Origin of the sequence: Nonomuraea endophytica (assembly GCF_014203235.1) — a bacterium.
Lineage (GTDB): Bacteria > Actinomycetota > Actinomycetes > Streptosporangiales > Streptosporangiaceae > Nonomuraea > Nonomuraea endophytica.
In genome coordinates, this window is record NZ_JACHIN010000013.1 from 338,153 (window position 1) to 364,127 (window position 25,975).

The 25,975-nt window shown below is 71.2% G+C and carries 27 protein-coding genes and 1 riboswitch; of the genes, 15 read left to right on the forward strand and 12 right to left on the reverse strand.

Going from position 1 to position 25,975, the window contains the following annotated elements; all coding sequences use genetic code 11:
- The first annotated feature begins 51 nt into the window (after positions 1-51).
- Positions 52-215, forward strand: a riboswitch (cyclic di-AMP (ydaO/yuaA leader).
- A 64-nt stretch (positions 216-279) separates the two neighbouring features.
- From HNR40_RS39820 to HNR40_RS39850, 7 genes are all read left to right on the forward strand, one after another.
- Positions 280-756: a C40 family peptidase gene (locus HNR40_RS39820; protein WP_184970891.1), complete on the forward strand. Its 477-nt coding sequence runs from the start codon at positions 280-282 to the stop codon at positions 754-756.
- Between the two features lie 69 nt (positions 757-825).
- Entirely contained in the window at positions 826-1,518 is a 693-nt protein-coding gene (locus HNR40_RS57565) for a hypothetical protein (protein WP_184970893.1), read from the forward strand.
- The gene (locus HNR40_RS57570) at positions 1,515-2,789 is read left to right on the forward strand and encodes a M48 family metallopeptidase (protein WP_184970895.1); all 1,275 of its coding nucleotides are present in this window, start codon (positions 1,515-1,517) and stop codon (positions 2,787-2,789) included. Before HNR40_RS57565 ends, HNR40_RS57570 begins: the two co-directional genes overlap by 4 nt.
- On the forward strand, positions 2,786-3,871 hold the full coding sequence (locus HNR40_RS39835) for a glycosyltransferase family 4 protein (RefSeq protein ID WP_184970896.1): 1,086 nt from the start codon (positions 2,786-2,788) through the stop codon (positions 3,869-3,871). The genes HNR40_RS57570 and HNR40_RS39835 overlap by 4 nt, the downstream gene beginning before the upstream one ends.
- Before the next feature lie 70 nt (positions 3,872-3,941).
- Complete coding sequence (locus tag HNR40_RS39840; protein ID WP_184970899.1) at positions 3,942-4,730, forward strand: hypothetical protein; 789 nt, start codon at positions 3,942-3,944, stop codon at positions 4,728-4,730.
- Between the two features lie 210 nt (positions 4,731-4,940).
- Positions 4,941-5,729 (forward strand): DUF4097 family beta strand repeat-containing protein, encoded by a 789-nt coding sequence (locus tag HNR40_RS39845; RefSeq protein ID WP_184970901.1) that lies wholly within the window; start codon positions 4,941-4,943, stop codon positions 5,727-5,729.
- Positions 5,726-5,980 carry a hypothetical protein gene (locus HNR40_RS39850; RefSeq protein WP_184970903.1) on the forward strand — a complete coding sequence of 85 codons (255 nt, stop codon included), beginning with the start codon at positions 5,726-5,728 and terminating at the stop codon, positions 5,978-5,980. Before HNR40_RS39845 ends, HNR40_RS39850 begins: the two co-directional genes overlap by 4 nt.
- A gap of 304 nt (positions 5,981-6,284) precedes the next feature.
- Here the strand turns inward: HNR40_RS39850 and HNR40_RS39855 are convergent, their stop codons facing one another.
- From HNR40_RS39855 to HNR40_RS39890, 8 genes are all read right to left on the reverse strand, one after another.
- Positions 6,285-7,316 carry an ABC transporter permease gene (locus HNR40_RS39855; RefSeq protein WP_184970905.1) on the reverse strand — a complete coding sequence of 344 codons (1,032 nt, stop codon included), beginning with the start codon at positions 7,314-7,316 and terminating at the stop codon, positions 6,285-6,287.
- A 313-nt stretch (positions 7,317-7,629) separates the two neighbouring features.
- A complete protein-coding gene (locus tag HNR40_RS39860) occupies positions 7,630-9,129 on the reverse strand; it encodes a sugar ABC transporter ATP-binding protein (protein WP_184970907.1) in 1,500 nt (499 codons plus the stop codon).
- Positions 9,117-10,253 carry an NPCBM/NEW2 domain-containing protein gene (locus HNR40_RS39865; RefSeq protein WP_184970908.1) on the reverse strand — a complete coding sequence of 379 codons (1,137 nt, stop codon included), beginning with the start codon at positions 10,251-10,253 and terminating at the stop codon, positions 9,117-9,119. The genes HNR40_RS39860 and HNR40_RS39865 overlap by 13 nt, the downstream gene beginning before the upstream one ends.
- Positions 10,241-11,284, reverse strand: coding sequence for a substrate-binding domain-containing protein (locus HNR40_RS39870; protein WP_184970910.1), 1,044 nt, complete (start codon positions 11,282-11,284; stop codon positions 10,241-10,243). Before HNR40_RS39870 ends, HNR40_RS39865 begins: the two co-directional genes overlap by 13 nt.
- A gap of 63 nt (positions 11,285-11,347) precedes the next feature.
- Positions 11,348-12,160 carry a carbohydrate ABC transporter permease gene (locus HNR40_RS39875; protein ID WP_184970913.1) on the reverse strand — a complete coding sequence of 271 codons (813 nt, stop codon included), beginning with the start codon at positions 12,158-12,160 and terminating at the stop codon, positions 11,348-11,350.
- Positions 12,157-13,029: a carbohydrate ABC transporter permease gene (locus tag HNR40_RS39880; protein ID WP_312896685.1), complete on the reverse strand. Its 873-nt coding sequence runs from the start codon at positions 13,027-13,029 to the stop codon at positions 12,157-12,159. Before HNR40_RS39880 ends, HNR40_RS39875 begins: the two co-directional genes overlap by 4 nt.
- A 5-nt stretch (positions 13,030-13,034) precedes the next feature.
- Positions 13,035-14,321, reverse strand: a complete 1,287-nt coding sequence (locus tag HNR40_RS39885; RefSeq protein ID WP_221341377.1) for an ABC transporter substrate-binding protein — start codon at positions 14,319-14,321, stop codon at positions 13,035-13,037.
- A gap of 175 nt (positions 14,322-14,496) precedes the next feature.
- Entirely contained in the window at positions 14,497-16,260 is a 1,764-nt protein-coding gene (locus HNR40_RS39890; RefSeq protein ID WP_184970918.1) for an AMP-dependent synthetase/ligase, read from the reverse strand.
- Between the two features lie 127 nt (positions 16,261-16,387).
- On the opposite strand from HNR40_RS39890, the gene HNR40_RS39895 reads away from it, so the two are divergent.
- From HNR40_RS39895 to HNR40_RS39925, 7 genes are all read left to right on the forward strand, one after another.
- Positions 16,388-17,155, forward strand: a complete 768-nt coding sequence (locus HNR40_RS39895; protein WP_184970920.1) for a metallophosphoesterase family protein — start codon at positions 16,388-16,390, stop codon at positions 17,153-17,155.
- Between the two features lie 21 nt (positions 17,156-17,176).
- A complete protein-coding gene (locus tag HNR40_RS39900; protein WP_184970922.1) occupies positions 17,177-17,611 on the forward strand; it encodes an SRPBCC family protein in 435 nt (144 codons plus the stop codon).
- On the forward strand, positions 17,608-18,813 hold the full coding sequence (locus tag HNR40_RS39905) for an ArsA family ATPase (RefSeq protein WP_184970924.1): 1,206 nt from the start codon (positions 17,608-17,610) through the stop codon (positions 18,811-18,813). Before HNR40_RS39900 ends, HNR40_RS39905 begins: the two co-directional genes overlap by 4 nt.
- 34 nt (positions 18,814-18,847) lie before the next feature.
- The gene (locus HNR40_RS39910) at positions 18,848-19,270 is read left to right on the forward strand and encodes a DUF5304 family protein (protein ID WP_184970926.1); all 423 of its coding nucleotides are present in this window, start codon (positions 18,848-18,850) and stop codon (positions 19,268-19,270) included.
- A 2-nt stretch (positions 19,271-19,272) separates the two neighbouring features.
- On the forward strand, positions 19,273-20,205 hold the full coding sequence (locus HNR40_RS39915) for an ROK family glucokinase (RefSeq protein ID WP_184970988.1): 933 nt from the start codon (positions 19,273-19,275) through the stop codon (positions 20,203-20,205).
- A gap of 32 nt (positions 20,206-20,237) precedes the next feature.
- Positions 20,238-20,954, forward strand: a complete 717-nt coding sequence (locus tag HNR40_RS39920) for an endonuclease/exonuclease/phosphatase family protein (protein WP_312896682.1) — start codon at positions 20,238-20,240, stop codon at positions 20,952-20,954.
- Positions 20,955-21,109: 155 nt separating this feature from the next.
- Positions 21,110-22,225: a hypothetical protein gene (locus tag HNR40_RS39925; RefSeq protein ID WP_246509969.1), complete on the forward strand. Its 1,116-nt coding sequence runs from the start codon at positions 21,110-21,112 to the stop codon at positions 22,223-22,225.
- Between the two features lie 9 nt (positions 22,226-22,234).
- On the opposite strand, the gene HNR40_RS39930 is transcribed toward HNR40_RS39925, so the two are convergent.
- Together HNR40_RS39930 and HNR40_RS39935 are read right to left on the reverse strand one after the other, a co-directional pair.
- Positions 22,235-22,702 (reverse strand): hypothetical protein, encoded by a 468-nt coding sequence (locus tag HNR40_RS39930; protein WP_184970928.1) that lies wholly within the window; start codon positions 22,700-22,702, stop codon positions 22,235-22,237.
- 25 nt (positions 22,703-22,727) lie between these two features.
- On the reverse strand, positions 22,728-23,486 hold the full coding sequence (locus HNR40_RS39935) for an alpha/beta hydrolase (protein WP_184970994.1): 759 nt from the start codon (positions 23,484-23,486) through the stop codon (positions 22,728-22,730).
- Between the two features lie 157 nt (positions 23,487-23,643).
- On the opposite strand from HNR40_RS39935, the gene HNR40_RS39940 reads away from it, so the two are divergent.
- The gene (locus tag HNR40_RS39940) at positions 23,644-24,351 is read left to right on the forward strand and encodes a lysophospholipid acyltransferase family protein (protein ID WP_184970929.1); all 708 of its coding nucleotides are present in this window, start codon (positions 23,644-23,646) and stop codon (positions 24,349-24,351) included.
- Here the strand turns inward: HNR40_RS39940 and HNR40_RS39945 are convergent.
- A complete protein-coding gene (locus HNR40_RS39945; RefSeq protein ID WP_184970931.1) occupies positions 24,348-24,803 on the reverse strand; it encodes a MarR family winged helix-turn-helix transcriptional regulator in 456 nt (151 codons plus the stop codon). The genes HNR40_RS39940 and HNR40_RS39945 overlap by 4 nt on opposite strands.
- 44 nt (positions 24,804-24,847) lie before the next feature.
- Entirely contained in the window at positions 24,848-25,915 is a 1,068-nt protein-coding gene (locus HNR40_RS39950) for an alkaline phosphatase PhoX (RefSeq protein ID WP_184970996.1), read from the reverse strand.
- Positions 25,916-25,975 lie beyond the last annotated feature (60 nt).

Genomic DNA, 25,975 nt, shown 5'->3' on the forward strand with positions numbered 1-25,975 from the left:
GGGCTCGATGAGGACCCATAGAGATCCGCCGGTCGCCCCCGTACGACCAGGGCCAGCGACCTGCCGAGTCCGTGCAGCCAGGAGGCACGGAGCCGGGGAACCACCGATCCCATTCCCCCGGGATCAAGGGGTGAATCGGCGCGTTCAGCGTGCCGTAGGGCGACTTCCAGGCCCGAATCCGTCAGCTAACCCGGTAGGCGTTCGTGGAAGAACCAAGGAGAAATCCTGTCTACCTCCCTGCACAACCCCCGTCTTGTTCTCGGTGGCGCGGCGCTCGCCATGACCGTGACGGCCGGAGGGTTCGCCCTCCATGCCCCGGCGGCCCAGGCGAGTACCAAGGCCAAGACCACCATCTCGGCCAAGACGGCGACGCAGTCGGCGACTGCCCGGCAGAAAAGCAAGGCCCGCAAGGCCGTCTCCGCTGCAAGGGCGCAGATCGGCGACCCGTACCGCTACGGCGGAACGGGACCCGGCGCCTTCGACTGCTCCGGTCTCGTCCAGTACGCCTGGAAGAAGGCCGGGGTAAAGATCCCCCGCGTGACGCACAGCCAGTACGCGCGCATCAAGAAGAAGATCTCGTGGAAGTCGCTACAGCCGGGTGACCTGCTGTTCTTCCGCGGTCGAGGCCACGTCGGCATGTACGTCGGCAACGGCAAGATGGTCCACTCGCCGAGCTCAGGCAAGCGGGTGCGCATCGAGCGGCTCAGCGGATGGCGCAAGTCGTCCTTCGCGGGAGCCGTCCGGCCCGGTACGTAGTCGCCCGGTCCGAAAGGCCCCGTCCCCTCCCGGGACGGGGCCTTCGCGCGTCCGGCTACCATCGGGGCCGTGGTCGTGAGCCGTCGCGCCGCCCTCGCGGCCCTCCTGGTCTTCGCGCTGGGCTGCGCCCCCGAGCGGACCCCCGATGCGGGAACGGACCTTCAGCGGCGCGCGGAGCGGGCGGCGGAGCGCGTCGCGGCGATCCTCGGCCGGCCGGTACGGCCCAGCGTCGAACTCGCCGAGAACGCGGCCCACGCGGCCCGGACGGCCGGCGTGGACTCGGTCGAGGGCCTGGCCGCGCTCGCCCACGACGGCAGGGTCATCGTGATCCCGGAGAACTACGCCAAACTCACCCCCACCGGACGCGACGTCGTCCTCGCCCACGAACTCACCCACGTCGCCGCCGGCACCGGCGGGCTGCCGCCCTGGCTGTACGAGGGCTTCGCCGACTACGTGGCCTACAAGGACGCGGGCCTGGCCGTCCCCGTGGCGGCCGCCGAACTGGCCACCGAGATACGGGCGGGCCGGATGCCCAAGGAACTGCCCGGGGCGGACGCGTTCGCGCCAGGGGCCGCGCGGCTGGCACAGTCCTACCAGGAGGCCTGGCTGGCGTGTCGCTTCCTGGCCGCGCGCTTCGGCGAGGACAGGCTGGTGAGGCTCTACCGCGACGCGCGGCGCCTGGGCGTGGAGCGGGCTCTGCCCCTGCCAACCGGCGAGCTCGTCGCCGGGTGGCGCGCCTATCTACGGGAGGAACTCGAGTGACCGATCAGCGGGACAAGGCCCCCGCGCGGACACGGCGGCAGGCCGGGATCGCCGCCGTCGTGCTCGGCGCCGTCGTGGTCGCGGTCGCCGCGTTCACCACGCCGTGGCGGGCACTGCCGCCGGGAGCGCCCCAGGTCGCCCCCGATCCGGCCCGCGACTTCTCCGCCGCCGAGATCGCCAGGTCGCAGGCGTTCGACGCGGCCACCAGCGTGCCGTCGTACCTGTCGTTCGGGCTCACGATCCTGTTCGCCGGGCTGCTGGTCGCCACGCCGCTCGGCGCGAAGGTCCTCGGCCGGCTCAAGGGCCCGTGGTGGCTGCGGGTCGTGCTGGGCGTGCTGCTGCTCACCGTGCTGGTCGAGGTCGTGCGCTGGCCGCTCGGGATGTGGTTCGAGGTACGGCTGCGCGACTTCGGCCTGTCCACCCAGGACTGGGCGGGCTGGAGCGGCGACCGGCTCAAGAACATCGCGGTCCGGGTCGTGCTGCTGTCCATCATGATCGTGGCGCTGGTCGGGCTGGCCCGCAGGTTCCGGCGCTGGTGGGTGCCCGCGGCCGTGGGCGCCGCCGCGCTGACCGTCGCCGCCTCCTTCGTGTACCCGGTCGTCTTCGAGCCGCTGTTCAACGACTTCCGGCCCATGCCGCCGTCTCCGCTGCGTACCAGCCTGCTGGCCATGGCCGAGCGCGACGGCGTACCGGTCGAGGACGTGCTCGTCGCCGACGCCTCCCGCCGCACCACCGCGCTCAACGCCTACGTCTCCGGCTTCGGCGCCACCCGCCGCATCGTCGTCTACGACACGCTGCTCAAGGCGCCGGAGCGGGAGGTCGAACTCGTCGTCGCCCACGAACTCGGCCACGCCAAGTACAACGATGTGCTCAACGGCACGCTCATCGGCGCGCTGGGCGCCGCGTTCGGCGCCGCCCTGCTGTTCGCGTTCTTCCCGCTGGTACGGCGGCGCGCCCGCGTCACCGCCATCACCGAACCCCTGGCCGTGGGCGCCGTCATGGGCCTGATGAGCCTGGCCACCGTGCTGTCCGGACCCGCCCAGAACGTCGTCAGCCGCCACGTCGAGGCCCGCGCCGACGCCCACGCCCTCGACCTCACCCGCGACCCGGCGACGTTCGTGTCCATGCAGAAGCGGCTGGCCACGACCAACATCTCCGACCTCGCGCCGGACGCCGTCGAGTACGTCCTCTACTCTTCCCACCCCACCGCGCCGCAGCGCATCGCCATGGCCCGCTCCTGGGCGCTGCTGAACGGCGTCCCGGAGCCGTGAGGCGCGTCCTCATCGTCACGAACGACTTCCCGCCGCGTCAGGGCGGCATCCAGTCGTTCGTGCACGGGCTGGCGGTGCGCACGCCCGGGGCCGTCGTCTACGCGCCGGCCTGGGCGGGCAGCGCCGAGTTCGACCGGCGGCAGCCGTACCCGATCGTCCGGCACCCCACCTCGCTCATGCTGCCCACGCCCGGCGTCGCGCGGCGGGCCGCCCGGCTCGTGACCCGCCTCGGCGCCGACACGGTGGTCTTCGGCGCCGCGGCCCCGCTGGGGCTGCTCGCGCCCCGCCTGCGCGCGGCGGGGGCGCGGCGGGTGGTGATGCTGACGCACGGCCACGAGGCCTCCTGGGCGAGCACCCCGCCGCTGCGCGCCGTCCTGCGCCGCATCGGGGCGCACGCCGACGTGGTGACCTACCTGGGGGAGTACACGCGGGCGCGGCTCGCCGGGGTCGTTCCTGCCGCCAAGCTGGTACGGCTGGCGCCCGGCGTCGACACGGCGGCCTTCCATCCCGGTGTGCCCCCTGCGGGCGCCTTCGGGGGGCCGGTGGTCGTGTGCGTGTCCCGGCTGGTGCGGCGTAAGGGGCAGGACCAGCTGATCAAGGCTTGGCCCCGGGTGTTGCGGGCGGTGCCGGACGCGGTGCTGCTACTGGTCGGGGACGGTCCTGACCGGCGGCGGCTGGAACGGCTGGCGGCCCGGACCCGGTCGGTGGTGTTCGCCGGAGCGGTGCCGGGGGAGAGCCTGCCCGGGTATTACGCGGCCGGTGACGTCTTCGCGATGCCTTGCCGTACGCGGTTGCGGGGGGCCGACGTGGAGGGGCTCGGGATCGTCTTCCTGGAGGCGTCGGCCACCGGGCTGCCCGTGGTGGCCGGGGCCTCCGGCGGGGCGCCGGATGCCGTACGTCAGGGGGAGACCGGGCTGGTCGTGGACGGCGGATCGGCAGGGGCGGTGGCTCAGGCGCTGGTCGAGCTGCTAGAAGACCGGGAACGGGCGCGGAAGATGGGGGCGCTGGGGCGCGAGTGGATCACTTCCGCCTGGTCATGGGAGCTGGTGGCGAGGCGCTTCCACGACATCCTCTCCGAGTGACGTCGGGGTGATGCTTGCCTGTGTCAGTCCGCCCCTTGCCATGACAGCACTCTGATGTCATGATGACGTCATGGACCTGACGCCCCACATCGACACCCTCCGCAGGGAGCTCACCGCCGCCGCCGACGTGGGCGGCGCGGACATGCGCGCCGCGGCCGACTCGCTGACCTCGGCGCTGGAGTCCTCCGTGCGGCTGACGCTGCTGGAGGTGCTGTCGGACGCGGCGGAGTCGGTGACCAGCCAGATCGAGCCCGGCCTGGTCGAGCTGCGGATCCGCGGCAGGGAGCCGGAGTTGGTGGTCACCGTCCCACCCGTCCGCGACCCAAGCTGGGCCCCCGACGCCTGGCCAGGCCAGGGCCCCAGCGGCCCAGGCGGCCCAGGCGGCTACGGTCCAGGCGGCCCGGGTGACCCCGGCCCCGGCGGCCACCCGGGCGCCTACGGTCCGGGCGCGTACGGCCCAGGCAGCTACGGCCCCAGCGGCCCCGGCCCTGGTGGCGGCCCCGGCCCCGGAGCTGGCCACGGCCCTGGTGGTGGTTACGGCCCTGGTGGTTACGGCCCGCCCGGTCCGCCCGGCTGGCCCGACGCCGCATGGCCAGGCCCGACCCCACCCATCCCGCCAACCCCCTCCGCCCCGCCCGCGCCTCCCGAGCCCCCCGGCCCGGGAGACGGCGACGCCGGAACCGCCAGGATGACCCTCCGCCTGCCCGAGCCGCTGAAGTCCCGCATCGAACAGGTCGCGGGCCAGGCGGGCCTGTCGGTGAACGCCTGGATGGTCCGCGCCCTGACCCAGGCCGTCTCCGGCCAACCGGCCCCACCCTCGGGCTTCCCCGGCCAACGCATCACCGGCTGGGCCCGCTAACCCCGCCAGGCCGCTAACCACGCCGGGCCCGCCCGCAGCGTCACCCGCGGGCAGCACGTCACCGGCTGGGCCCGCCAACCCGCCGGCCTCGCTCGCAGCGTCACCCGCGGGCAGAACATGCGCCCAGGCCCGTCCTGGGCGGGCACCCATCACGCCCTCGCCGCGCCTGACCGGGAGGGTGTTTTCACCACGCCGATCGGAGATCCCGCCATGCCCACTTTCAGCACCCCGGACCCCATCGCCCTCCACGTGAACTTCCCGGCCGGTGACCTGGTCGTCACCGCGTCCGACCGGGCGGACACCACCGTCGAGGTCACCCCGGACGACTACGGCGCCGCCGACTACCTCGAATCGGTCAAGATCACCCACCGTGACGGCGTCGTACAGGTGAAGGCCCCCGACAGCTCCCGCCTGCGCCGCACCCCCAGCCTGGACATCGTCGTAGAGGTTCCCACCGGCTCCCGGGTAGTGGTCGACACCGCCTCAGCCGACGTCAGAATCCGCGGCCAGGTGGCCGGAATCGAGTTCACCAGCGCGTCCGGCGACCTGGACGCCACCCACTCCGCCACCACGATCGCCAAGACGGCGTCAGGTGACATCACCTTTGACGTCATCGACGACGTCGCCACCATCACCACCGCATCAGGCGACATACGCGTCACCGAAGCCCGAGGCCCCATCACCGCCACCGTCATCTCCGGCGACCTGGTGATCGCAAAGGCCGCCTCGGACGCCTCCATCAAGTCGACCTCCGGCGACGTGTCCCTCCACTGCGTGACCAGCGGCAAGATCGGCATCCAGACCACCTCCGGCGACGCCACGGTCGCCGTGCACCAGGGCACCGCCGCCTGGCTGGACGTCAACTCCTTGACCGGCCGCGTAACGTCCGCCCTCACCCAGGACACCACCGAGCCGTCCCCCACGGAGCAGACCGTCGAAATCACCGCCCGCAGCCTGAGCGGCGACATCGCCATCACCCGAGCGGAGTCCACCCGATGAACGAACAGATGATCACCGACTACGTCCGCACCCGCCACGCCGACCTGCTGGCCGAAGCCGCCGCCGAACGCACCGCCACAACCCACCGCCGCCGCCCCACCACCCCCGCCAACCGACGCGGCGGCCCCAATCCCAGCCCCGCCACCCCAGGCCCCACAGCCTCCGGCACTGGACACAGCCTCCGCCGCCGAGCCGCCCGCGCCCTCCACACCCTCGCCAACGCCATAGACCCCCACCCGACCCCGCACTAGCCCACGACCGCATCAGCCCACGACCCCACGACCCACCACCACGGCCCCACGAGGCTGACTGCCTACTAGCCCCGCCACAACCGCCGCGACCCACAGCTCTGGGCCCTTCGCCTGGCCCAGCGCCAAGACCCGTCGCTTGGTCCGCCCGAACCCTCGCGCTGGTCCTCTTGGGTCCTTCTCCCGGGACATCCCGAGACGAGGCCAACGTCCTGGATCCGGCCCGTCGCTCGCCCTTGCCGCTGGCTTGGCCTCTTGGGCTGGCCAGCCCGACACCCACCGCCGGGCCGCCTCTCGGAGCCGGTTGTCAGGTGGGGAGGCCCACGGCGCGTTCGCCGCTGCGGCGTTGCTGGATCACCACGGCGACGACGAGGAGGGCGCCCTGGGCGACGTTCTGCCAGAAGGTGCTGATGCCGTGGAAGGTGAGGCCGTTTTCCAGGGCGCCGAGCAGCACCACGGCCAGGAGGGTGCCGCCCACTCCGCCCTTTCCGCCCTTCAGGGCGCAGCCGCCCAGGGCCGCGGCGGTGATGGCCTTGAGTTCCAGGCCGGCGCTGCCCGAGGTGGGGTGGCCGGAGCCGATTCGGGCGGTGAGGATGATGCCGGCTATGGCGGCTACCAGGCCCGCCAGGGCGTACACGGCTATCAGGTATTTGTTGATGTTTATGCCTGCGAGGCGGGCGGCGGTGTCGTTGCCGCCTATGGCGTAGAGGTTGCGGCCAATGTCGGTGTACTTCAGGAGGATGTGGATGGCCAGGGCCACCAGGATGAGGATCCACACCATCGTCGGCAGGCCGGCGAGGCTGCCTCGGGAGATGAAGATGAACAGGTCGTCACCCAGGACGTAGCCTTGCGCGGCGCCGCCGGACAGCAGCTGGGCCAGGCCCTTGTACGCGGCCAGCGTGGCCAGGGTGGCGATGACGGCGTTGACGCGGCCGTACACGATGATGATGCCGTTGATCAGACCCAGCAGCAGGCCCACGGCCAGGGCGGCGGCCATGCCGAGCATCGGGTTGCGGTCGGTGGACATGAAGGCCATCGCGCTGACCACGGACGCCACGCCGGTGGCCGAGCCGACGGAGATGTCGAGGGCGCCGCAGATGATCACCACCGTCTGGACGACGGCCAGCAGTCCGGCGATCGTCACGGCGTCGCCGATCACCCGGACGTTGCTCCACGCCAGGTAGCCGGGGTCCAGCACGCCGAACAGCGCGCCCACGGCCACGATGGCCAGCACGAGGATCAGGTTCTGGGCGCCGATGGCGGTGACGGCTCCTGCCCATCGGCCGCGGTTCCCGCGTGGGTCGGTGGGGGCCTTGTGGGCGCTGGTCTGGGAGGTCATCGCGCGCCTCCTGGCATGGGGTCGGCGTGCTCTGCTGCGCTGGTCATGGGTGTGCGGGCCTCGGCGGGGAGTGGCGGTCATGGGGTACGGCGGTGCGTCGGCCAGGCCGTGGGGACATCGGCCGATCATGGTGCGTGAGATGGCAGTTCGCGGTGATGTCACGGGCTGAGCGGGGTCTGCGGGATGAGGGCTGGGTGGTGGGCCCGGGGATGGTGTGGGGATGGATCGGCCGAGGGCGGGGCGGGGGCGTGGGGGATGGTCCGGCCGGGGAGGGGCGTGCTGGGCGGGGCGTGCCGCGGGGGTGGGCGGGGGTTTACGAGGGGGTGGGGGTTAGGTCGTCGGTCATGGCCAGGGAGAGGATGGATTCCTCGGTGGCGGTGGTGCGGGGGAGTTCGCCGGTGATGCGGCCGTTCTGCATGACCAGGATGCGGTCGGCCAGGCCCAGGACCTCGGGGAGTTCCGAGGACACGACGAGGACGGCCACGCCGGAGCGGGCCAGGTCGGCGATGATGTGGTAGATCTCCGCCTTCGCCCCCACGTCGATCCCCCGGGTCGGCTCGTCGAGAATGAGCACCTTGGGGCGGCGGGCCAGCCAGCGGGCCAGGACGACCTTCTGCTGGTTGCCCCCGGACAGCTTGCGTACCTCGTGTTCCAGGGACGGGGTGCGGACGCGGAGGCGGGTGACGAACTCGGCTACGGCTCGGTTCTCGGCGGCGCGGTTTACGAAGCGGAACGTGCGCAGGCGGTCGAGGATGACCAGGGAGGTGTTGTCGCGTACGCTCCGGTCGAGGAAGAGGGCCTGGGCCTTGCGTTCCTCGGGGGCGTAGCCCAGCCCGGCCCGTACGGCGTCGCCCGGGTGGCGCAGCCGCAGCACCCGGCCGCCCACGCTGACAGTCCCGGAGCGGATGGGCAGGTCGCCGGCCAGCGCGCGGGAGAGTTCGGAGCGGCCGGCCCCGACAAGTCCGGCGAGGGCGACGACTTCGCCGGCCCGCACCTGGAAGGTGATGCCGCGCACGTCGTCGGTGGTCACCTCGTGTACGTCGAGGACGACGTCGCCGGCCTCGGTGCCGGGGCGTTCGAACATGGATGACAGGTCCCGGCCGACCATCATGCGCACGATCTCGCCCTCGCTCGCCTCGGCGGCCTGCCGTACGCCGACCAGGGCGCCGTCGCGCAGGACGGCGATGCGGTCGGCCAGGCGGAAGATCTCCTTGAGGCGGTGGGAGACGTAGACGATGGCCAGGCCCTGCTCGCGCAGCCGGGTGATGAGGGCGAAGAGGGCTTCGGTCTCGTGTTCGCCGAGGGAGGAGGTGGGTTCGTCGAAGGCGATGACGCGGGCCTCGCCGGTGAGGGCGCGCAGGATCTCGACGAGCTGGCGTTGCGCCGGGGTGAGGGCTGAGCCGAGGGTGTCGGGGTGGAGGGCGTGCTCGAAGCCGAGCCGTACGAGCTGGGACTGGACGCGCTCGCGCAGGGCGGCGCGGTCGAGCAGGCGGCCGCGGCGGCGGGGCAGGGCGCCGGCGTGGACGTTCTCGGCGACGGAGACGTGCGGGATGATCTCCGGCTCCTGGGGGATGACGCGGATGCCGTGGCTGCGGGCGTCGGCGGGGGAGTGGAGGTCGAGGGGGCGGCCGTCGAGCAGGACGCGGCCGCCGTCGGGGCGGTGGTCACCGTTGACGATCTTGATGAGCGTGGACTTGCCGGCGCCGTTCTCGCCCATGAGGGCGGTGACCTGGCCGGCGGGGAAGTCGCAGGTGACGCCGCGGAGGGCTTGGACGCCGGAGAAGTGTTTGGCCAGCTCCTCTACCCTGAGCACGCGATCACCGGGTCTCCCCAGGCGGCCGCGTCACCGTTGGGGCCGTCGCCCGCGTCGGTGACGACGAGCCTGACGAGCCGGGCGCCGGTGACGTCGGCGGCGAGCGGCAGCGCGGCCATGGCGCCGGTCCGCACCCCGGAGTCGGCGGCCTTGCGGCCGTCGGCCCAGATCTCGAAGGTGACGGTGCCGCCCGTGCCGGCGGCGTCGTCGACGCCCACGTGCGCGGTGAGCTTGGTGCAGCGCCCGCCGAGGTAGTAGTCGAGGGTGCCGGGGGCGTGGGCGGTCAGGCCCTTGGCGTAGGTGGCGCCGTTCACCACGACCTTGCGCCGTTCGACCGCGCCCTTGCCGTTGGCCATGCTGAGCCAGCGCAGGTCGCTGACGTAGGCGGCGCCGGTGGGGGCGGGCGGGGGCACGACGAAGACGGAGGAGGCGCGGAGCTTGGCGGCGCTGCCCTCCAGCCAGTACGCGTTGCGGGGCAGGTCGGCCGGGGTGGTGAGGTTCCAGGCGGTGGCCAGGCGCTGGCCGGGGCCGAGGACCTTGGCGGCGGCCGGGGTCGCGGCGGCGGACAGCCACCGGTCGGGCACGCGCAGCGCCGAAGCGATGTCGGCGGCGTTGGTGAGCCCGTGGTTGGTGACGACGGTGGTCACCCGGGCGGTGGCGCCGGGCTCGATGAGCGCGGCGGCCCCCTGATAGGGGGTGGGGACCTGGAGGTCGAACTCGAGGAGCGGCGGGTAGGAGGACCAGGCGGCATCCCGGGAGATCTGGTAGAGCATCGCCTGCCTGGCGGGCACGTTGGCGGCCAGGACGCCCGCGGTGTGGGCGTCGGCGCCGGTTAACAGCTCGCGGACGCGGTAGGCGGGCGCCGCCGCTGGCAGCCCGATGTCGGTGACCGTGGTGGCGATGCGCTGCGGGTGCCCGCTGTCGTTGTAGAGCGCCACCGCCATGTCGCCGTTGGGCAGGTGTTTGGCCACCACCCAGCGGCCGTCGTCGACGCGCACGACCCGGCTGCCGTCGCCGAGCAGGGCGCCTTCGGGCACCTCGTCGGCCGCCGCCGGGTTCGCGAGCGTTGCCAGAGCGGTGGCCGCCGCCGCGGCGGCCACCGATAACCGTGTCAGGCGCTGCACTTGACTCCCTCGGCCTGCCAGTTGGTCGCATCCACCATCTTCGTCGGTGCGAAGGCCTCGGCCGGCATGGCGGTGCCGTTCTTGATGTTGTCGTACATCGTCTGCACGGCGAGCTTGCCGACCTCGTATCCGTTGATGAACAACGCTGCCTTCATACCCGAAGGTTTGCCGCTGTTCCAGTCCTTGCACGCGAGATAGGCGCCCAAACCCACCCCGATGATGTTCTCAGGTTTGATTCCGGAGTTCTGCATGGCGGTGACGCCACCACTGACATTCTCGTCGTTGCAGCCGAGCATCACCCAGTTCTTGACCGCCCGGTTGCCGCTGATCGTGGCCGCGACCTTGTCCTGGGCGCCGGTCGGGGTGTTGTCGGTGCCGACCTCGATGACCTTCACGCCGGTGACGCCCGCCGCAGCCTCGAACGTGGGCACAGCGGCCTTGACGCGGTCGGTGCAGACGGTCACGTCCTGCTGCCACGCCGTGATGATCGCGGAGTCCTCCTTCTTCCACCCGGCCTTCTTGAACTCCTCGCCGGCCCGGGTGCCGACGGACTCGCCCATCTGCGCGCCGGAGAAGCCGACGCGCGGCACCAGCTTGGACTTGTCGCAGGCGGCCGGGTCGGGGCCGTCGACGCAGACCTGGTCGTCGGAGGTGAGCAGAGGTACGCCGCCGTCCTTGGCGAGCTGGACGATCTGGGGGCCGACGGCAGGGGCGGGCACGACGATGATGATGCCGCCGACCTTCTTGCCGATGGCGGCCTGTGTCTCGGTGACCGCCTTGTTGGTGTCCTCGCCGAGGTCGACGACCTGCAGGTCGACGCCGAGCTCGGCGGCCTTGTCCTTGGCGCCCTGGGCCTCGCCGATGAAGTATTCCTGGTCGCCCTGCTTCTGGAGGTAGGCGATCGAGACCTTGCCGTCCGCCGGCGCCTTGCTCGCGCCCGCGGTGGTGGCCTCCTTGCCGGACGAACACGCGGCCAGCACCAGCGCGGCGGCGAGCAACGCGGCGGCGGTTCTGGTGGAGGGCAGGATCATGGGGGGTGCACCTGCTTCCTTGCGTTGACTGAGATCTTTTTCCGTTTGTCAGGGCGGCTAAACTCAACCCTTCGTGGCACCGCCGGTGAGTCCCTTGACGAACTGCTTCTGCAGCGCGAGATAGAAGATCAGGACGGGCAGCGTCGAGAGGAACATGAGCGCGAACACGCCGCCGTAGTCGAAGGAGTACTGCCCGAGCGAGCGGTAGATGCCGGTGGTGACCGTGGTGCCCTGCCCGGGGCCGAGGATGATGAGCGGGCTGAGGAAGTCGTTCCAGATCCACACCGACAGGAAGATCAGGACGCTGGCGGTGGCCGGGCGCAGCAGCGGGAAGACGATGCGCCAGAACGCCTGCCCGCGCCCCGCGCCGTCGATCGCCGCCGCCTCCTCCAGGTCGGCGGGGATGCCCTTGAGGAACCCGGTGAACACGAACACCCCGAACGGGATGTAGTAGCCGACGTTGAACAGCACGAGCCCCTGGACCGTCGTCATGAGGCCGAAGGCCCGCAGCACCTGGGTGATCGGCACCAGGATGACCTGGGGCGGGATCATCAGGCCGCACAGCAGGAGCACGGTGATGAGCCGGCCCCAGCGGCCCGCCGTACGGGCGAGGTAGTGCGCGAGCATCGCCGACAGCAGCGTCAGCGCGATCACCGACAGCGTGGTGACGATGACGCTGTTGGCCAGGCTCGCCCAGAACAGGTTGGTGGGGTCGGTGAGGACCGCGCTCAGGTTGTCCAGCGTCGGCGGGATCGGCAGCGCGATCGCGCCCGCGCCGGGGATGAGTGCGCTCGGCTTGACGACGTTGACCAGCGCGACGTAGAGCGGCACGAAGAAGACGCTGGTGACCGCGAGCGTGACGAGCGGGCGTCTCACAGCTGCACCTCCCTGCGCTGGAGTACGCGCAACGCGACGACGGAGGCCACGGCGATGATCACCAGCATGACCACGGCCATGGCGGAGGCGTAGCCCTGGTGGTTCTCGACGAAGCCCTCCTGCATGATCGTGAAGGCCACGGTGGCGGTGGTGCCGGTGCCGGGCCCGCCGTTGGTGATGACCTTGACGTGGTCGAAGATCTTGAAGGTGGTGATCAGCAGGACCACGGTGTTGACGGTCAGGGCGGGGGCCAGCAGCGGCCAGGTGATGCGGCGAAAGCGCGTCCAGGGTCCGGCGCCGTCGATGGAGGCGGCCTCGGCCAGCTCGTTCGGCACGCCCTGCAGCCCGGCCAGGTAGACCACGACGCAGAAGCCGAGCATCTGCCACGAGACGATGCCGCCCAGGGAGAACAGGGCGTAGTCGGGGTCGGACAGCCACCCCGGCGGGTCGGCGACGCCGAGGAAGCGCAGCGCCTGGTTGAGCGGGCCCTCGTCGTCGAGGACCCGCGTCCAGATCACGCTGACCACGACGGAGCTGAGCACCATCGGGGTGAAGTAGACGCTGCGCATGGCGTTGTAGAACCATCCGCGCCGATCCAGCAGCACCGCGATCGCCAGCCCGAGGAGGTTGGGCGCGACCAGGACCATGACGGTCAGGATCGTGGTGACTCGCAGGGAGGTCAGGAACGCCTGGTCGGTGAGGAGCAGCTCGTAGTTGCGCAGCCCCACCCAGGTCCAGCCGGGGCGCAGCAGGCTGTAGTTCGTCATGCTGTAGCCCACGCTGAGCAGGATCGGCACGAGCACGAAGCACACGTAGATGAGCAGTCCGGGCGCGCCGAAGCTGAGAAAGTACCAGGCCCTCCTGTACACGACTCTCAAGAGGACTTGTCCCACTCGTCGTCGAGGTAGCTCAGCACGTCGTCCACGTTCTTCTTGCCGCTGACGAGGTCCTGGGCCGAGGACCACCACTTCTCCTTCATGCCGGGCAGCATGGCGTCGTCGCCGGCCTCCCAGCCGAACGACGGCACGATCGCGCCCGCCGTCTTGGCGTCCGACCAGGCCTTGTACGACTCCGTGAACACCGGCCCCATCGACGGCGGCGTGTAGCCCTTGATCGCCGGGAAGAGCGCGTCGGCCTTGACCGAGGCGTCCAGGTTGGCCTTGTCGAGCTGGAAGGCCAGGGCGAACTTCTTGGCCGACTCCAGGTCCTTGGCGGCGGCGCTGACCGTGAGCCCGCCGCCGGTGAAGGCGGCCAGCTTGGCGGAGTCGGCCTCGCCGGGCCAGTTGAAGCGGCCGATCTCGATCTTGTTCTCCGGGTTGTCGCCGGCGCCGGGCGAGGCGAACCAGCTGCCCATCGGGTACATGGCGCCCTTGCCTTCGAGGAAGGCGGTCTGCGTGGCGCCGTAGTCGCGGGAGAGGTCCTTCTTGTCGATGTAGCCCTTGGCCGCGAGGTCGGCGAACTTCTGGGTGGCGGCCTTGAAGTCGGGGTCGGAGAACGTGACCTTGCCCTCGCGCCGCTGGCGCATCCAGTCGGGGTTCTTGCCGTACACGTCGGTGGTCAGGACGCCCGTCCAGGCCAGCGTGGAGGCGAAGGCGTCGGGGCCGCCGCCGGTCACGAACGGCGTGATGCCCTTGGCCTTGAGCTTGGCCGCGGCGTCGAGCAGTTCGGCGTAGGTCTTGGGCGGGGCGGTGATCCCGGCCTTCTCGAACAGGCCCTTGTTGTAGTAGACGTTCGAGTGCGTCTGCGTGTTGGTGGGCAGCTGCACGACCTTGCCGCCGGTCGCGCCGCAGGTGGCGCACTCGAAGTCCTTGAGGTCCTCGGGCGTCCAGGCGTAGAGGTTCGGCGCGAAGCCGAGGATGTCCTGCAGGCCGATGTGCACGTCGGGGAACTGGCCCGAGGCGATGAGCTGCTTGGCGAACTCGTCGCGGCTGCCCGCCGCGGGCGCCACGACCTTCTTCACGGTGATGCCGGGAACCGCGTCGGTCGCCCGCTTGATCTGCGCGTCCCAGTAGGCCGCGTTCAGGTTGGGCGACTCGAACAGCAGAAACGTGACTTCCTTGGCGCCTGCCGGGGCCGGCGATGACGGCGCGGCCGCCTCGTTCACCGAACACGCGGTGAGCGCGAGCAGGGCCGCTAAGCCTGCTGCGAGGGTCTTGTGCACCCTTGCCGCCTTCCTCGCCGGGCGTGACGAACCGGCGGGTTGACTGTGCGGCCCATTCATCGGAGCACTGCTAGTCAGGGCCGCTGAATGATACGACCTCTAGTAGCTGTGATCCGTCTCAAGTTGTCAATATCGGCCCTGCAACCGTTCTCAAACAGAAAAGTGATCGGAGGGGTTACGTGGTGTAGAGGCCCTCGACCGTGTCCGCGAAGTCGCGCATGACGATGTTGCGCTTGATCTTCAGCGTCGGCGTCAGGTGGCCGCTCTCCTCGGTGATGTCGATGTCGAGCACCACGAACTTCTTGATCTGCTCGGCCCGCGAGACCATCAGGTTGGCGGTGTCGACCGCCTTCTGCACCTCGGCCAGGATGCGCGGGTCGCGGCTCAGCTCGGCCGCCGTCGCGCTCTCCGCGCCGTTCTCCTTCTTCCAGTGCTCCAGCGCCTCGGGGTCGAGCGTGATCAGCGCGCCGACGAACGGCCGGTCGTCACCCACGATCATGGCCTGGGAGATGAGCGGGTACGCGCGCAGCGCGTCCTCCAGCGGACCGGGGGCGACGTTCTTGCCCGCCGCGGTCACCAGGATCTCCTTCTTGCGGCCGGTGATGCGCAGGTAGCCGTCGTCGTCCAGTTCGCCCACGTCGCCCGTGTGGTACCAGCCGTCGGCGTCGACCGCCTCGGCCGTGGCCTGGTCGTTGTTCCAGTAGCCCGCGAAGACGTGGCGGCCCTTGACCAGGATCTCGCCGTCCTCGCCGATGCGCACCGTGACGCCCGGCAGCGGCTTGCCGACCGTGCCGATCTTGTTGCCGCCGGGCAGGTTGACCGTCGAGGGGGCCGAGGTCTCGGTCAGGCCGTAGCCCTCGAGCACCTCGATGCCCACGCCGCGGAAGAAGTGGCCCAGGCGCTCGCCCAGCGCCGAGCCGCCGCAGATCGCCGTGGACAGCCGGCCGCCGGTGGCCGCGCGCAGCTTGGAGTAGACGAGCCTGTCGAACACCGCGTGCTTGAGCCGCAGCCCGAACCCGGCCTTGCCGGACGCCTTGCTGTAGGCGACGGCCACGTCCACCGCGCGGGCGAAGATCTTGCCCTTGCCGCCCTGGATCGCCTTCTGCTCGGCGCCGTTGTAGACCTTCTCGAAGACCCTCGGCACGCCCAGCAGCAGCGTCGGCTTGGCCGAGACCAGGTCCGGGGCCACGTTCTTCATGTTCGGCGTGTGCGAGAGGACCGTTCCGGTCTCGATCGCGACCACCTGGATCAGCCGGGCGAAGACGTGGGCCAGCGGCAGGAACAGCAGCACCCCCGGCTCCTCGGTCATGAACACCGTCTCCAGCGGCCCGCCGGCCACGTTGCGCGCGGTGAACAGCATGTTGTCGTGGGTCAGGCGGCAGCCCTTGGGCCGCCCGGTGGTGCCCGAGGTGTAGATGATCGTGGCCAGGTCGGCGCCGGTCAGGGCGGCCCGGCGGCGCTCGATCTCCTCGCCGCTCACGGCGGCGCCGTCGAGCGCCTCGTCCATCCGCCAGACCGGCTTCAGCTCGGGAGCGGCCTCGCGTACGGTCTCCACGTGGTTGTCCAGTTCGGCGAAGACCGCCTTGGCGCCGCTGTCGGACAGGATCCAGCGCACCTGCTCGACCGAGGAGGTCTCGTAGACCGGCACCGAGACCGCGCCCGCTGCCCAGATCGCGTAGTCGACCAGCGTCCACTCGTAGCGGGTGCGGGAGATGATCGCGACCCGGTCGCCCGGCTCGACGCCCGCCGCCACCAGGCCCTTGGCCAGCGCCACGACCTGGTCCCTGAACTCGGCCGCCGTCACCGCCGGCCAGTCGTCTCCAGATTTGCGCCGTAGCACCACCGCGCCCGGTTCCTGTTCGCCGCGCCTGAACACGGTGTCGGTCAGGCTGGCCGAGGCCGGCACATCCACCAGGACGGGGACGCTGTACTCGCGCACGGATCAAACTCCTCTTCGGGGACCGGCGAGACGTTACCGCGTTAAGTTACGCACCGGTAGCTTCGTCATACAGGCGTTATGAAGGGCAAACCTCATGCTAGCCGCCGCCGCTCGTAGGATTTCCCGCATGCGGGTCCATGTCGTGAGCGACGTCCACGGAAGCGCCGAGGCGCTGGCCCGATCGGGCGACGGGGCCGACGCCCTGATCTGTCTCGGCGACCTCATCCTCTACATCGACTACGACGACCACGCGCAGGGGATCTTCGCCGACCTGTTCGGCGCCGACAACGCGGCCGCGTTCATCGCGCTGCGCACCGCCAAGCGCTTCGACGAGGCCAGGGCCATGTCGGCCGAGCTGTGGAAGGGGCTCGGCGGCGACCCGCGCGAGCACATCGAGGCCAACGTGCGCAGGCAGTACGCCGTGCTGTTCGCCGCCATGCCCGAGCCCGCCTACCTCACCTACGGCAACGTGGACGTGCCGCGGCTGTGGGCCGACTACCTCAAACCGGGGCACCGGGTGCTCGACGGGCAGGAGGCGGAGATCGGGGGATGGCGCTTCGGGTTCGTCGGGGGCGGGCTGAAGACGGCGTACCGCACGCCGTACGAGATCGAGGACGAGGAGTACGCGGCGAAGGTCGCCGCGCTCGGCGAGGTGGACGTGCTGTGCGCGCACATCCCGCCCGCGGTCCCGCAGTTGCTGTACGACACGGTGGCCAGGCGCTTCGAACGCGGCAGCGAGGCGACGCTCGACTACATCCGGCGCGTCCAGCCGCGCTACGCCCTGTTCGGGCACGTTCACCAGCCGCTCTACCAGCGCACCAGGATCGGTCGCACCGAGTGCGTGAACGTCGGCCATTTCCGGGGAAAGGGACAGCCGTTCGTGCTGGAGTGGTGAGCGGACCGATACTGTGGTCGCATGGCTGATCGCACCACTTCGAGCATCACCATCTCCGCCGACAGGGCCGCTGTCATGGCGGTCATCGCGGACCTTCCCGCGTACCCGGAATGGGCCGGCGCGGTCAAGAGCGCCGAGGTCCGCACCACCGGCGCCGACGGGCGTCCGGCCGACGTGCGCTTCGTGCTCGACGCCGGCGTGATCAGCGACTCCTACACCCTCGGCTACACGTGGGACGACGACACCGGCGTCAGCTGGCGGGTCGTCGAGCAGGGCAAGATGATCTCCGAGCTCAGCGGGAGTTATCAGCTCGCCGAGACGGGCAGTGGCACCGAGGTGACCTACGAACTCGCCGTCGACCTCAAGGTCCCGATGATCGGCATGATCAAGCGCAAGGCCGAGAAGGTGATCGTGGACACCGCTCTCAAAGGCCTGAAGAAGCGGGTGGAGGGGTGAGCCCTCGCGTCCTGCTGTTCACCGGCAAGGGTGGCGTCGGCAAGACCACCGTCGCCGCTGCCACCGCCACGCTCGCCGCCAGCCGCGGGCTCAAGACCCTGGTGATCTCCACCGACACCGCCCACTCGCTGGCCGACGCGCTGGCCGCCCAGCCCGGCGAGATCGCCCCCGGCCTGCGCCTGCACCAGGTCGACACCCAGAAGTCCCTGGAGGAGCACTGGGGCGAGCTGCAGGACTACGCCCGCGGCGTGCTCGGCGAGCTCGGCCTCGACCAGATCACCGCCGAGGAGATCACCATCCTGCCCGGCGCCGAAGAGGTCATCGCGCTGCTGGAGCTGCGCGAGCACGCCCGCTCCGGCAGCTGGGACGTCATCGTCGTCGACTGCGCGCCCACCGCCGAGACGCTGCGCCTGCTCGCCCTGCCCGAGGCGCTCGACTGGCACGTCAGCCGCCTGCTGCCGGTCGGCCGCCGGATCATGAAGGTCGTCTCGCCGTTCATGCGCAGCGTCGCCCACGTCAGCGCGCCTGGCGACGACGTGGTCAGCGCCGGCGAGCGCCTGCACCGCGGGCTCATGGAGATCCGCGAGCTGCTCACCGGCCCCGGCGCGTCCGTGCGCCTCGTGCTCACGCCCGAGTCGGTGGTGCTCGCCGAAGCGCGCCGCACCCTCACCTCGCTCAACCTGTACGGCTACCGCGTCGACGCCGTCATCGCCAACCGGGTCTTCCCCGCCGGCGACGCCGACGAGTGGCGCGCCCAGTGGGTACGCGCCCAGGCCCGGCTGCTGGCCGAGGCGGAGGAGTCGTTCGCGCCCCTGCCCATCCACGTCGTGCCCTACCTGCCCGCCGAGCCCGTCGGCGCCGACGCCCTCACCGCCCTGGGCGAGAGCCTCTACGGCGATACCGACCCGTTCGCCCCGCCGGCCGTCGAGCCGCCGCTGGTCCTGACCGCCGACGAGCTCAGCCTGGCGCTGCCCGGGGCCGCCAAGGGCGAGGTGGATCTGGCCCGCAAGCGGGACGAGCTGATCGTGACGGCGGGGCCGTACCGCAGGATCATCGCGCTGCCGGCGGCGCTCGCCCGCAGGAAGATCGGCGCCGCGGTGCTCCAGGACGGGTTCCTGAAGGTACGGTTCGTCTCAGGAGCGAATCCGACGCAGCGAACGGAGTGGACGACCGACGGAGGAGGTCGGCCGCGAAGTGAGTGAGGAGGATGAGCGACTCTTCAGCAGGGAGGGTCAGATGACTGAGACGGGCAACGACAGGGATCCCATCGGATCCGTGGCGGACGAGGCGCGCAAGCTTTTCGGCGTGATCCAGGACCGCGCGACCAGGCAGGTGGGCAAGACCGTTTTCAACTCCGTCGCCAGCACCGTCACCGGTGGCGGGCGCAAGGAGAAGGATGTGTGGGGCGAGGCCGTGTCCGAGCCCCACGACGAATACATCTGCCGCGCCTGCCCGGTCTGCCGGGCGATCGCGGCGCGGCGGGAATCCGGCGCGGACGTGGCCGGGCACCTGGTGGCCGCGGGCGGAGAGCTGTTCGCCGCGGTCCGTGGCGCGTTCGACGCGCTGAACAGGCCCACCCCCGGGGCAGCCGAGAGGACTCGCGACCGCACGCGTGACGAGCGCGGCGGCGACGACGTGGAACACATCGACCTGGGGTGAGCATGCTGACTATCGGGGTGGACATCGGCGGCACGAAGGTCGCCGCCGGCGTGGTCGACGAGGACGGCGAGATCGTCGCGCACGCGCTGCGCCCGACGCCGGCCGACCAGCCGGACCTCGTCGCCGAGACCGTGGCCGACGTGGTCAAGGAGCTCGCCGAGGGCCGCGAGATCGAGGCGATCGGCGTCGGCGCCGCCGGCTTCGTCGACGAGACCCGCTCGATCGTGCGCTTCGCCCCTAATCTCGCCTGGCGCGAGGAGCCCCTGCAGAAGAAGATCACCGGTCTGGTGGGCCTGCCGGTCGTCGTCGAGAACGACGCCAACGCCATGGCGTGGGGCGAGACCAACTTCGGCGCCGGGCGCGGGCAGACCCACGTCGTCTGCATCACCGTCGGCACCGGCATCGGCGGCGGGCTCGTCTTCGACGGCAAGCTGTTCCGCGGCCGGTGGGGGATGGGCGCCGAGCTCGGGCACATGCAGGTCGTTCCCGAGGGACGGCTGTGCGGGTGCGGCAACCTCGGCTGCTGGGAGCAATATGCCAGCGGCAACGCCCTCGTCGCCGACGCCAGGGAGATCGCCAGGCTGCAGCCCGAGCGGGCGCGGATCCTGTTCGAGCTGGCCGGGGAGAAGATCGAGGGCGAGGAGGTGACCGAGGCCGCCCGCAAGGGCGACGACGCCTCGCTGGCCGCCTTTTCCTCGCTGGCCGACTGGCTCGGGCAGGGCATGGCCGACCTGGCCGCGGTGCTCGACCCCGGCTGCTTCATCATCGGCGGCGGCGTGTCGCGTGCCGCCGACCTGTTCTTCGAGCAGGCCAAGGAGACCTTCGCCCGGCAGCTCACCGGCCGCGGGCACCGTCCCGTCGCCGACATCCGGCTGGCCGAGCTCGGCGCTTCCGCCGGGGTCGTCGGCGCGGCGGACCTGGCGCGGCAGCGCTGACAGCGGCGCCGGACGGGGCTAGATTCCCCAGCGTGAGGGTCGGCACCTACAACGTGCGCGGGCTGAAGGACAGCGTGCCCGCGCTGGTCCGCGTGATCACGGCGATGCGCGCCGACGTGCTGTGCGTGCAGGAGGCGCCGCGCTTCCTCTACTGGCGCGGACGGCGGCAGGCGCTGGCCGAGGCGGCGGGCATGCGGGTGGCGGCCGGCGGGCGGCTCGGCGGGGTGTCGATCTACGTGGGTCCTCGGGCGCGGGTCGTGCACGCCGAGCACCACGTGCTGAAGATCTTCCTGGGGCTGGAGATTCGTGGCGTGGCGATCGCCGTGGTGGAGCTCGAAGGGGTACGGCTGGCGGTCGCCTCCATCCACCTGGACCTGAGCCCGGCGGCCCGCTTCCACCACGCGGTGGAGGCGCTGGGGCGGCTGGAGAAGGCCGCGGCCCGGTTCGGCGCGGTCCCGGTGGTCTGCGGGGACGTCAACGAGCAGAGCGACGCGCCCACCTGGCGGTATCTGGCCGGGCGGCTGGCCGACGCGTACGCGTGGGCGCCGCGGGGGGACGGGATGACGTTCACGGCCAGGGAGCCGCGCAAGCGGATCGACGGGGTGTTCACGGGCACCGGAGTCCGGGTGGCCGCCTGCGGGGGTGTCGGAGCCGCCCGGGAGGACCTGGTCGCCGCCACCGACCACCTGCCCGTCGTCGCCGAGCTGATCGGCCCGGGAACTGGTCACGCCCCGGCAACGGTCAGCTGAACATTCTCCCGTGTCGGTTCGCGCACGCTGGGTGATCATGCCCAGGTCGGGCCGGGTGATGCCGGACCGGCGTGCCCTGCGGGCCCCGGTGCCGGACGATGCCACATGACGGGGTCCCCGGGCGGGCGTGCCCGAGCAGCCCGTACCATTTGCTCATGACCCGTCGCTCTCGGCGGCGTGCGCTCTCCCTGACCGCGGCGGTGTGTCTGGCGTCCTCGCTGGTCGTCCCGCCAGGAGTGGCGCATGCTGACCCTCGCCCTGCCACGATCGAGGCGTGGCAGCAGTCGACGAGCGCGCGCCTGGACGCCGACGGCTCGCTCTCCGACGTGCTGGCGCTGTCGGCGGGCGACATCTGGGCCGTGGGCCAGCAGGCCATCTGGGACGTCTGGAAGAACCGCGGCACCATCCGCCACTGGAACGGCAAGGCCTGGGGCGAGGTCGCCATCCGCGACTCCACCGGCGCCGGAAACCTGCGCAGCGTGGCCGCCGCGGCGCCGGGTGAGGTCTGGGCTTTGGGCGACGGGCACGACGGCCTGCCGTACCTGGCGAAGGGCGACCTCGCGGGCTTCGACCGCGTGCAGGTGCCGGGGTTGTGGAGCGGTGACTGGCTCGGCGGGCTCGACGCGCGCGGCGGGAAGGTCGTCGCGGTCGGGCGGCGCGACAAGACCGGGCTGATCGTCACCGGCCAGGGCAACTCCTGGACGGTGCAGAAGACCAAGGAGAAGGGCGCGCTCTACGCGGTCTCCTCGGGCTTCGCGGTCGGCGACACGGGGGAGCAGCCGCTGATCGTGCGGCAGTCGGGCGGTTCGTGGAAGGCGATGCCGGTCCCGTCGGTGCCCGGCGGCTATCTGCGCGACATCCAGGTCGACAACGCCAAGCGGGCGCTGGCCGTCGGCGGCGTCTATCACGGGCCCGGCAGCGTCGAGCCGCTCGTGCTGTCGTGGAACGGCAAGAAGTGGACCCGCGAGAAGCTGCCCGCGATCGAGGCCAGGCTCTACGGCGTCACGGGCGACGGCAAGGGCCGCTACTGGATCGCCGGGTACGACGCGGCTCGGCCGACCGAGGGCTTCCTCATGCGCCAGGGCAAGGACGGCTTCCAGGTGATCAGGGGCGGCGGCACGCTCAAGGGCCGCGACGCCGTACGCCTGCAGGCGGTGACCTATCTGCCGGGCAAGGGCACGGTGTGGGCGGTCGGGCACGTCGTGGACGCCACCGACCGCTACACCGACGTCGTGGAGACGTTCGGCCTGAAGACGCCCACCCAGTCCTGAGGGCGGGCGCTACAGGACCGCGCCGTCGTCCCACCCGGAGTCGTTGGGCGGGCCGTCGCCCATCCGCACCACCAGCGCCACGAAGCCGCCGATGAAGGCGGCCACGGCGGTGAACAGCGCCCAGCCCTCCATCTCCCACTCGGCCATCGCGGCCAGCAGCAGATAGGCGGGGCCGCCGAACAGCGCCACCCAGGCCAGTTTGGTGGGCAGGTCGAGCTTGGGCAGCGGGGGCGGGGGAGGCGGCACGTAATGCCCCTCTTCCTCCTCCTCGCGCTCAGGCTCGGTCTCGCCCTCCGGCTCGGCGAGGTCGGTGTCGACCTCGCGGAACTCGGGCGGCCGCACCACCCGCCGGGTCGGCTCCTCCGGCACGTTCTCGCTGTCGGGCCATGGTTGGTCGGCCGAGTCACGCTCGGCTGTCTCGTTGAAGGACGCGACGATCTGACGCCAGACCTCGTCCTCGTCACTCTGGGGCGTCACCTACGCGCCTTCCCCCTGGGTGCGTTCAGTCCCTCTGCAAGGGTACCGAGGCATGTGTCCGGATGAAGTCGAGGCTCCCGGCAAAGATCCTGTCGGCATCATTATCCAGCGTCGCAACATGGTAGCTATCGGAGAGTTCCTCGATCGTCGCGTGTTTGAGGACTTTTCGTAGTATCCCGACAGAGGTCGGCTTGACTACGTGGTCATCGGTGCTGTGGTACACCAGCAGCGGCTGCGTGACCTTGGTCAGGTCCGCCTGGACCAGCGACCACAACCTCGGCAGCGACGCCGCCGCCTTCACCGGCGTCCGCGAGTACGCCAGCTCCCGCACCCCGGGCTTCTTGACGTCGTTGGCCACTCCCGGCACCGACGGCAGGAACCACTTGAGCAACGGCGCCAGCCTGAGCAGCGGCACGTCGAGCGCGATCGACGGATTGACCACGACCACCCCCTTCACCGCCGGTCCGTGGACCTCAGCCAGCCGCAGCGCGAGGCAGCCGCCCAGCGACAACCCGGCCACGAACACCTCCGAGCACCGTCCGAGAAGATCCTGGAACGCCTTCTCCACCTCGGCGTACCAATCCTCCCAGCGGGTGTGGTTCATCTCCTGCCACGTCGTGCCGTGTCCCGGCTGACGTGGCAGCGACACGCTCAGCCCGTGCCCGGCGAGGAACTCACCCCACGGCCGCAGCGACTGCGGCGTGCCGGTGAATCCATGGCACAGCAACACGCCGACCGGACCGGCCTCGTGGTGGTATGGCTCAGCGCCAGACATGAGCGGCATGACAGCTCCCACAACATCGGCGTGATAGTAATTCATCCCGGAATTGCCCGATCGTCGCACGGTTATCGCCGTTGTGCGAGAGCATGTGTAGGAGCATCGGCCCTGGGATGCGAAGATGACTCTGCTCGCAGAACCAGATTCGCGAAGGGGTGGCCGGGTGTTCTATTGGGTGGTCAAGGCCATCTTGGCGCCGATCCTCCACGTGGTGTTCCGCCCCTGGGCAGAGGGCGTCGAGAACGTTCCCAAGCACGGCCCGGCGATCCTCGCCGGCAACCACCTGTCGTTCGCCGACCACTTCTTCGGTCCGCTCCAGCTCCGCCGTAAGGTCATCTCACTCGGCAAGTCCGACTACTTCACCGGTCGCGGGCTCAAGGGCTTCTTCACCCGGATGTTCTTCAGCGGCGTCGGCACCGTGCCCATCGACCGCTCCGGCGGCAAGGCCAGCGAAGCCGCCCTGCGCACCGGCAAGCGCATCCTGCGCGAGGGCAACGTCCTCGGCATCTACCCCGAGGGCACCCGCTCGCCCGACGGCCGCCTCTACAAGGGCAAGACCGGCGTGGCCCGGATGGCCCTGGAGTCCCGGGTCCCGGTGATCCCGTGGGCGATGGTCAACACCTACGAGATGATGCCTCCCGGCCGCGCCCTGCCCAAGCTCGGCATCCGGCCCGGCGTGCGCTTCGGCAAGCCGCTCGACTTCTCCCGCTACTACGGCATGGAGGAGGACCGGCTGGTGCTGCGGGCCGTCACCGACGAGATCATGTACGCGCTCATGGAGCTGTCCGGCCAGGAATACGTCGACAAGTACGCCGCCAGCGCCAGGGTCGAGATGGAGCGCGCCGCCCGAGCGGCGCGCCCGCAGTCCTAGTCCCGCAACACCGCCTGCGCCTTGAGCAGCGCCTGTGTCATCGTGCGCAGCTCGTCGGGGGTGAGCTGGTCGATGAGGAACTCGCGCACCACATCCACGTGCCCGGGCGCGGTGCGCTCCAGGCAGCGCATGCCGTCGTCGGTCAGCACCGCCAGCACGCCCCGGTCGTCGGACGGGCAGGTGGCACGCTCCACCAGCCCCGCCTTCTCCAGCTGGGTGATCTGGTAGGTCAGCGCGCTCTTGGTGACCACGACCTCCCTGGCCAGCTGCGTCATCCGCAGCCGCCGGTCAGGCTCGTCGGACAGCCGCACGAGGATCTCGTACTGTGGATGCGTCAGTCCGGCCTCCGTCTTCAGCTGCTCCTCGATGCGCCGTTCGAGCAGGTGCGCGGTGAACAGGAAGGCCCGCCAGGCGGCCGCCTCCGTCTCGTCGAGCCACCGTGTCTGTGTCACCCCACTATTGCACCACCCCGGGCGGGCGCTCGCGCGATCACCTCTCACGCGCGGAAGGGGCCGGTCACCTCGAACGTGTGTCCGTCGGTGCCGGCCCTGGCCCCCGTGCGGCCGCGCTGGGAGGAGAAGTAGAGGCGGGCGCCGTCCGGGCTGAAGGCGGGACCGGCCGGCTCGGAGTGGCCGTGCCCTTCCAGCCGGGCGAAGGGCGCCACCTCGCCGGCCCGGGTGATCACGCTGATCTCCATGCTGCCGCCGTCCTGGGCCACGAACCGCCGGCCCGATCCGCTGAGGTGGTCCACGTCGCGGACCGTCTCCAGCCGGCCGGTGCCGGCCGAATAGCTCCACACCCGGCCGTCGCCCCTGGTGGTGAAGGAACAGATCCCGTCCGCGTAGTGGCAGCCTCCGGCGCCGTCGAAGCGCAGGGCGTCGGGCACCTGGAAGCGGGTCGGCTCGACCGGCGCCGCCGGATGGGGCACCGCGCGCCACGCGCCGCCGGTGGTGAGCACCTCCAGCGCGCCCTCGGTGAGGTCGGCCCAGTCGCGCGGGCGGAAGCGGTAGAAGCAGCCGTCGGGCTCGTCCTCGGTCAGGTAAACCACCTGGCGCTCCGGGTCGCAGGCCACCGCCTGGTGCCGGAACCTGCCCATCGCCAGGCGCGGGCGGGCGGCGCGCTCGCCGTACGGGTCGCACTCGAACACGCGGCCGCTCTCGGTCTCCTCGCACGACAGCCAGGTGTTCCACGGGGTCGCGCCGCCGGCGGAGTTGAGCGTGGTGCCCGGCAGGACGCGGTAGGCCTCGATCACGGTGCCGTTGGCGCCGAAGCACAGCGCGGAGGCCCCGCCCAGCAGCGGGACCTTCGAGTTGGAGACGTAGATCCAGCCGTCGCCGTCGGGGAAGCAGGCGCCGCCGGCGGGCGCCGCGTGCCACTTCAGGCCCGCCACCTTCCGGCCGCTTCTCGCGACGATCCGGCTGGTGAAGCCCTCGGGGAGCGCGAGCCCGTCGCCGTTGGGAGGCAGCAGCGGCCCGTACGGGCCGGCGCCGGCGCGGGCCGTGCCCTGCCAGAGCGTGCCCACCGCGACGACGGCGCTCGCGCGGAGGGGCGTGCTGGGCAACATGCCGTCAGTCGATCGCACCCACGTGAATGGGAGGTACTCGCAAGGCCAAACTCTCCGCAA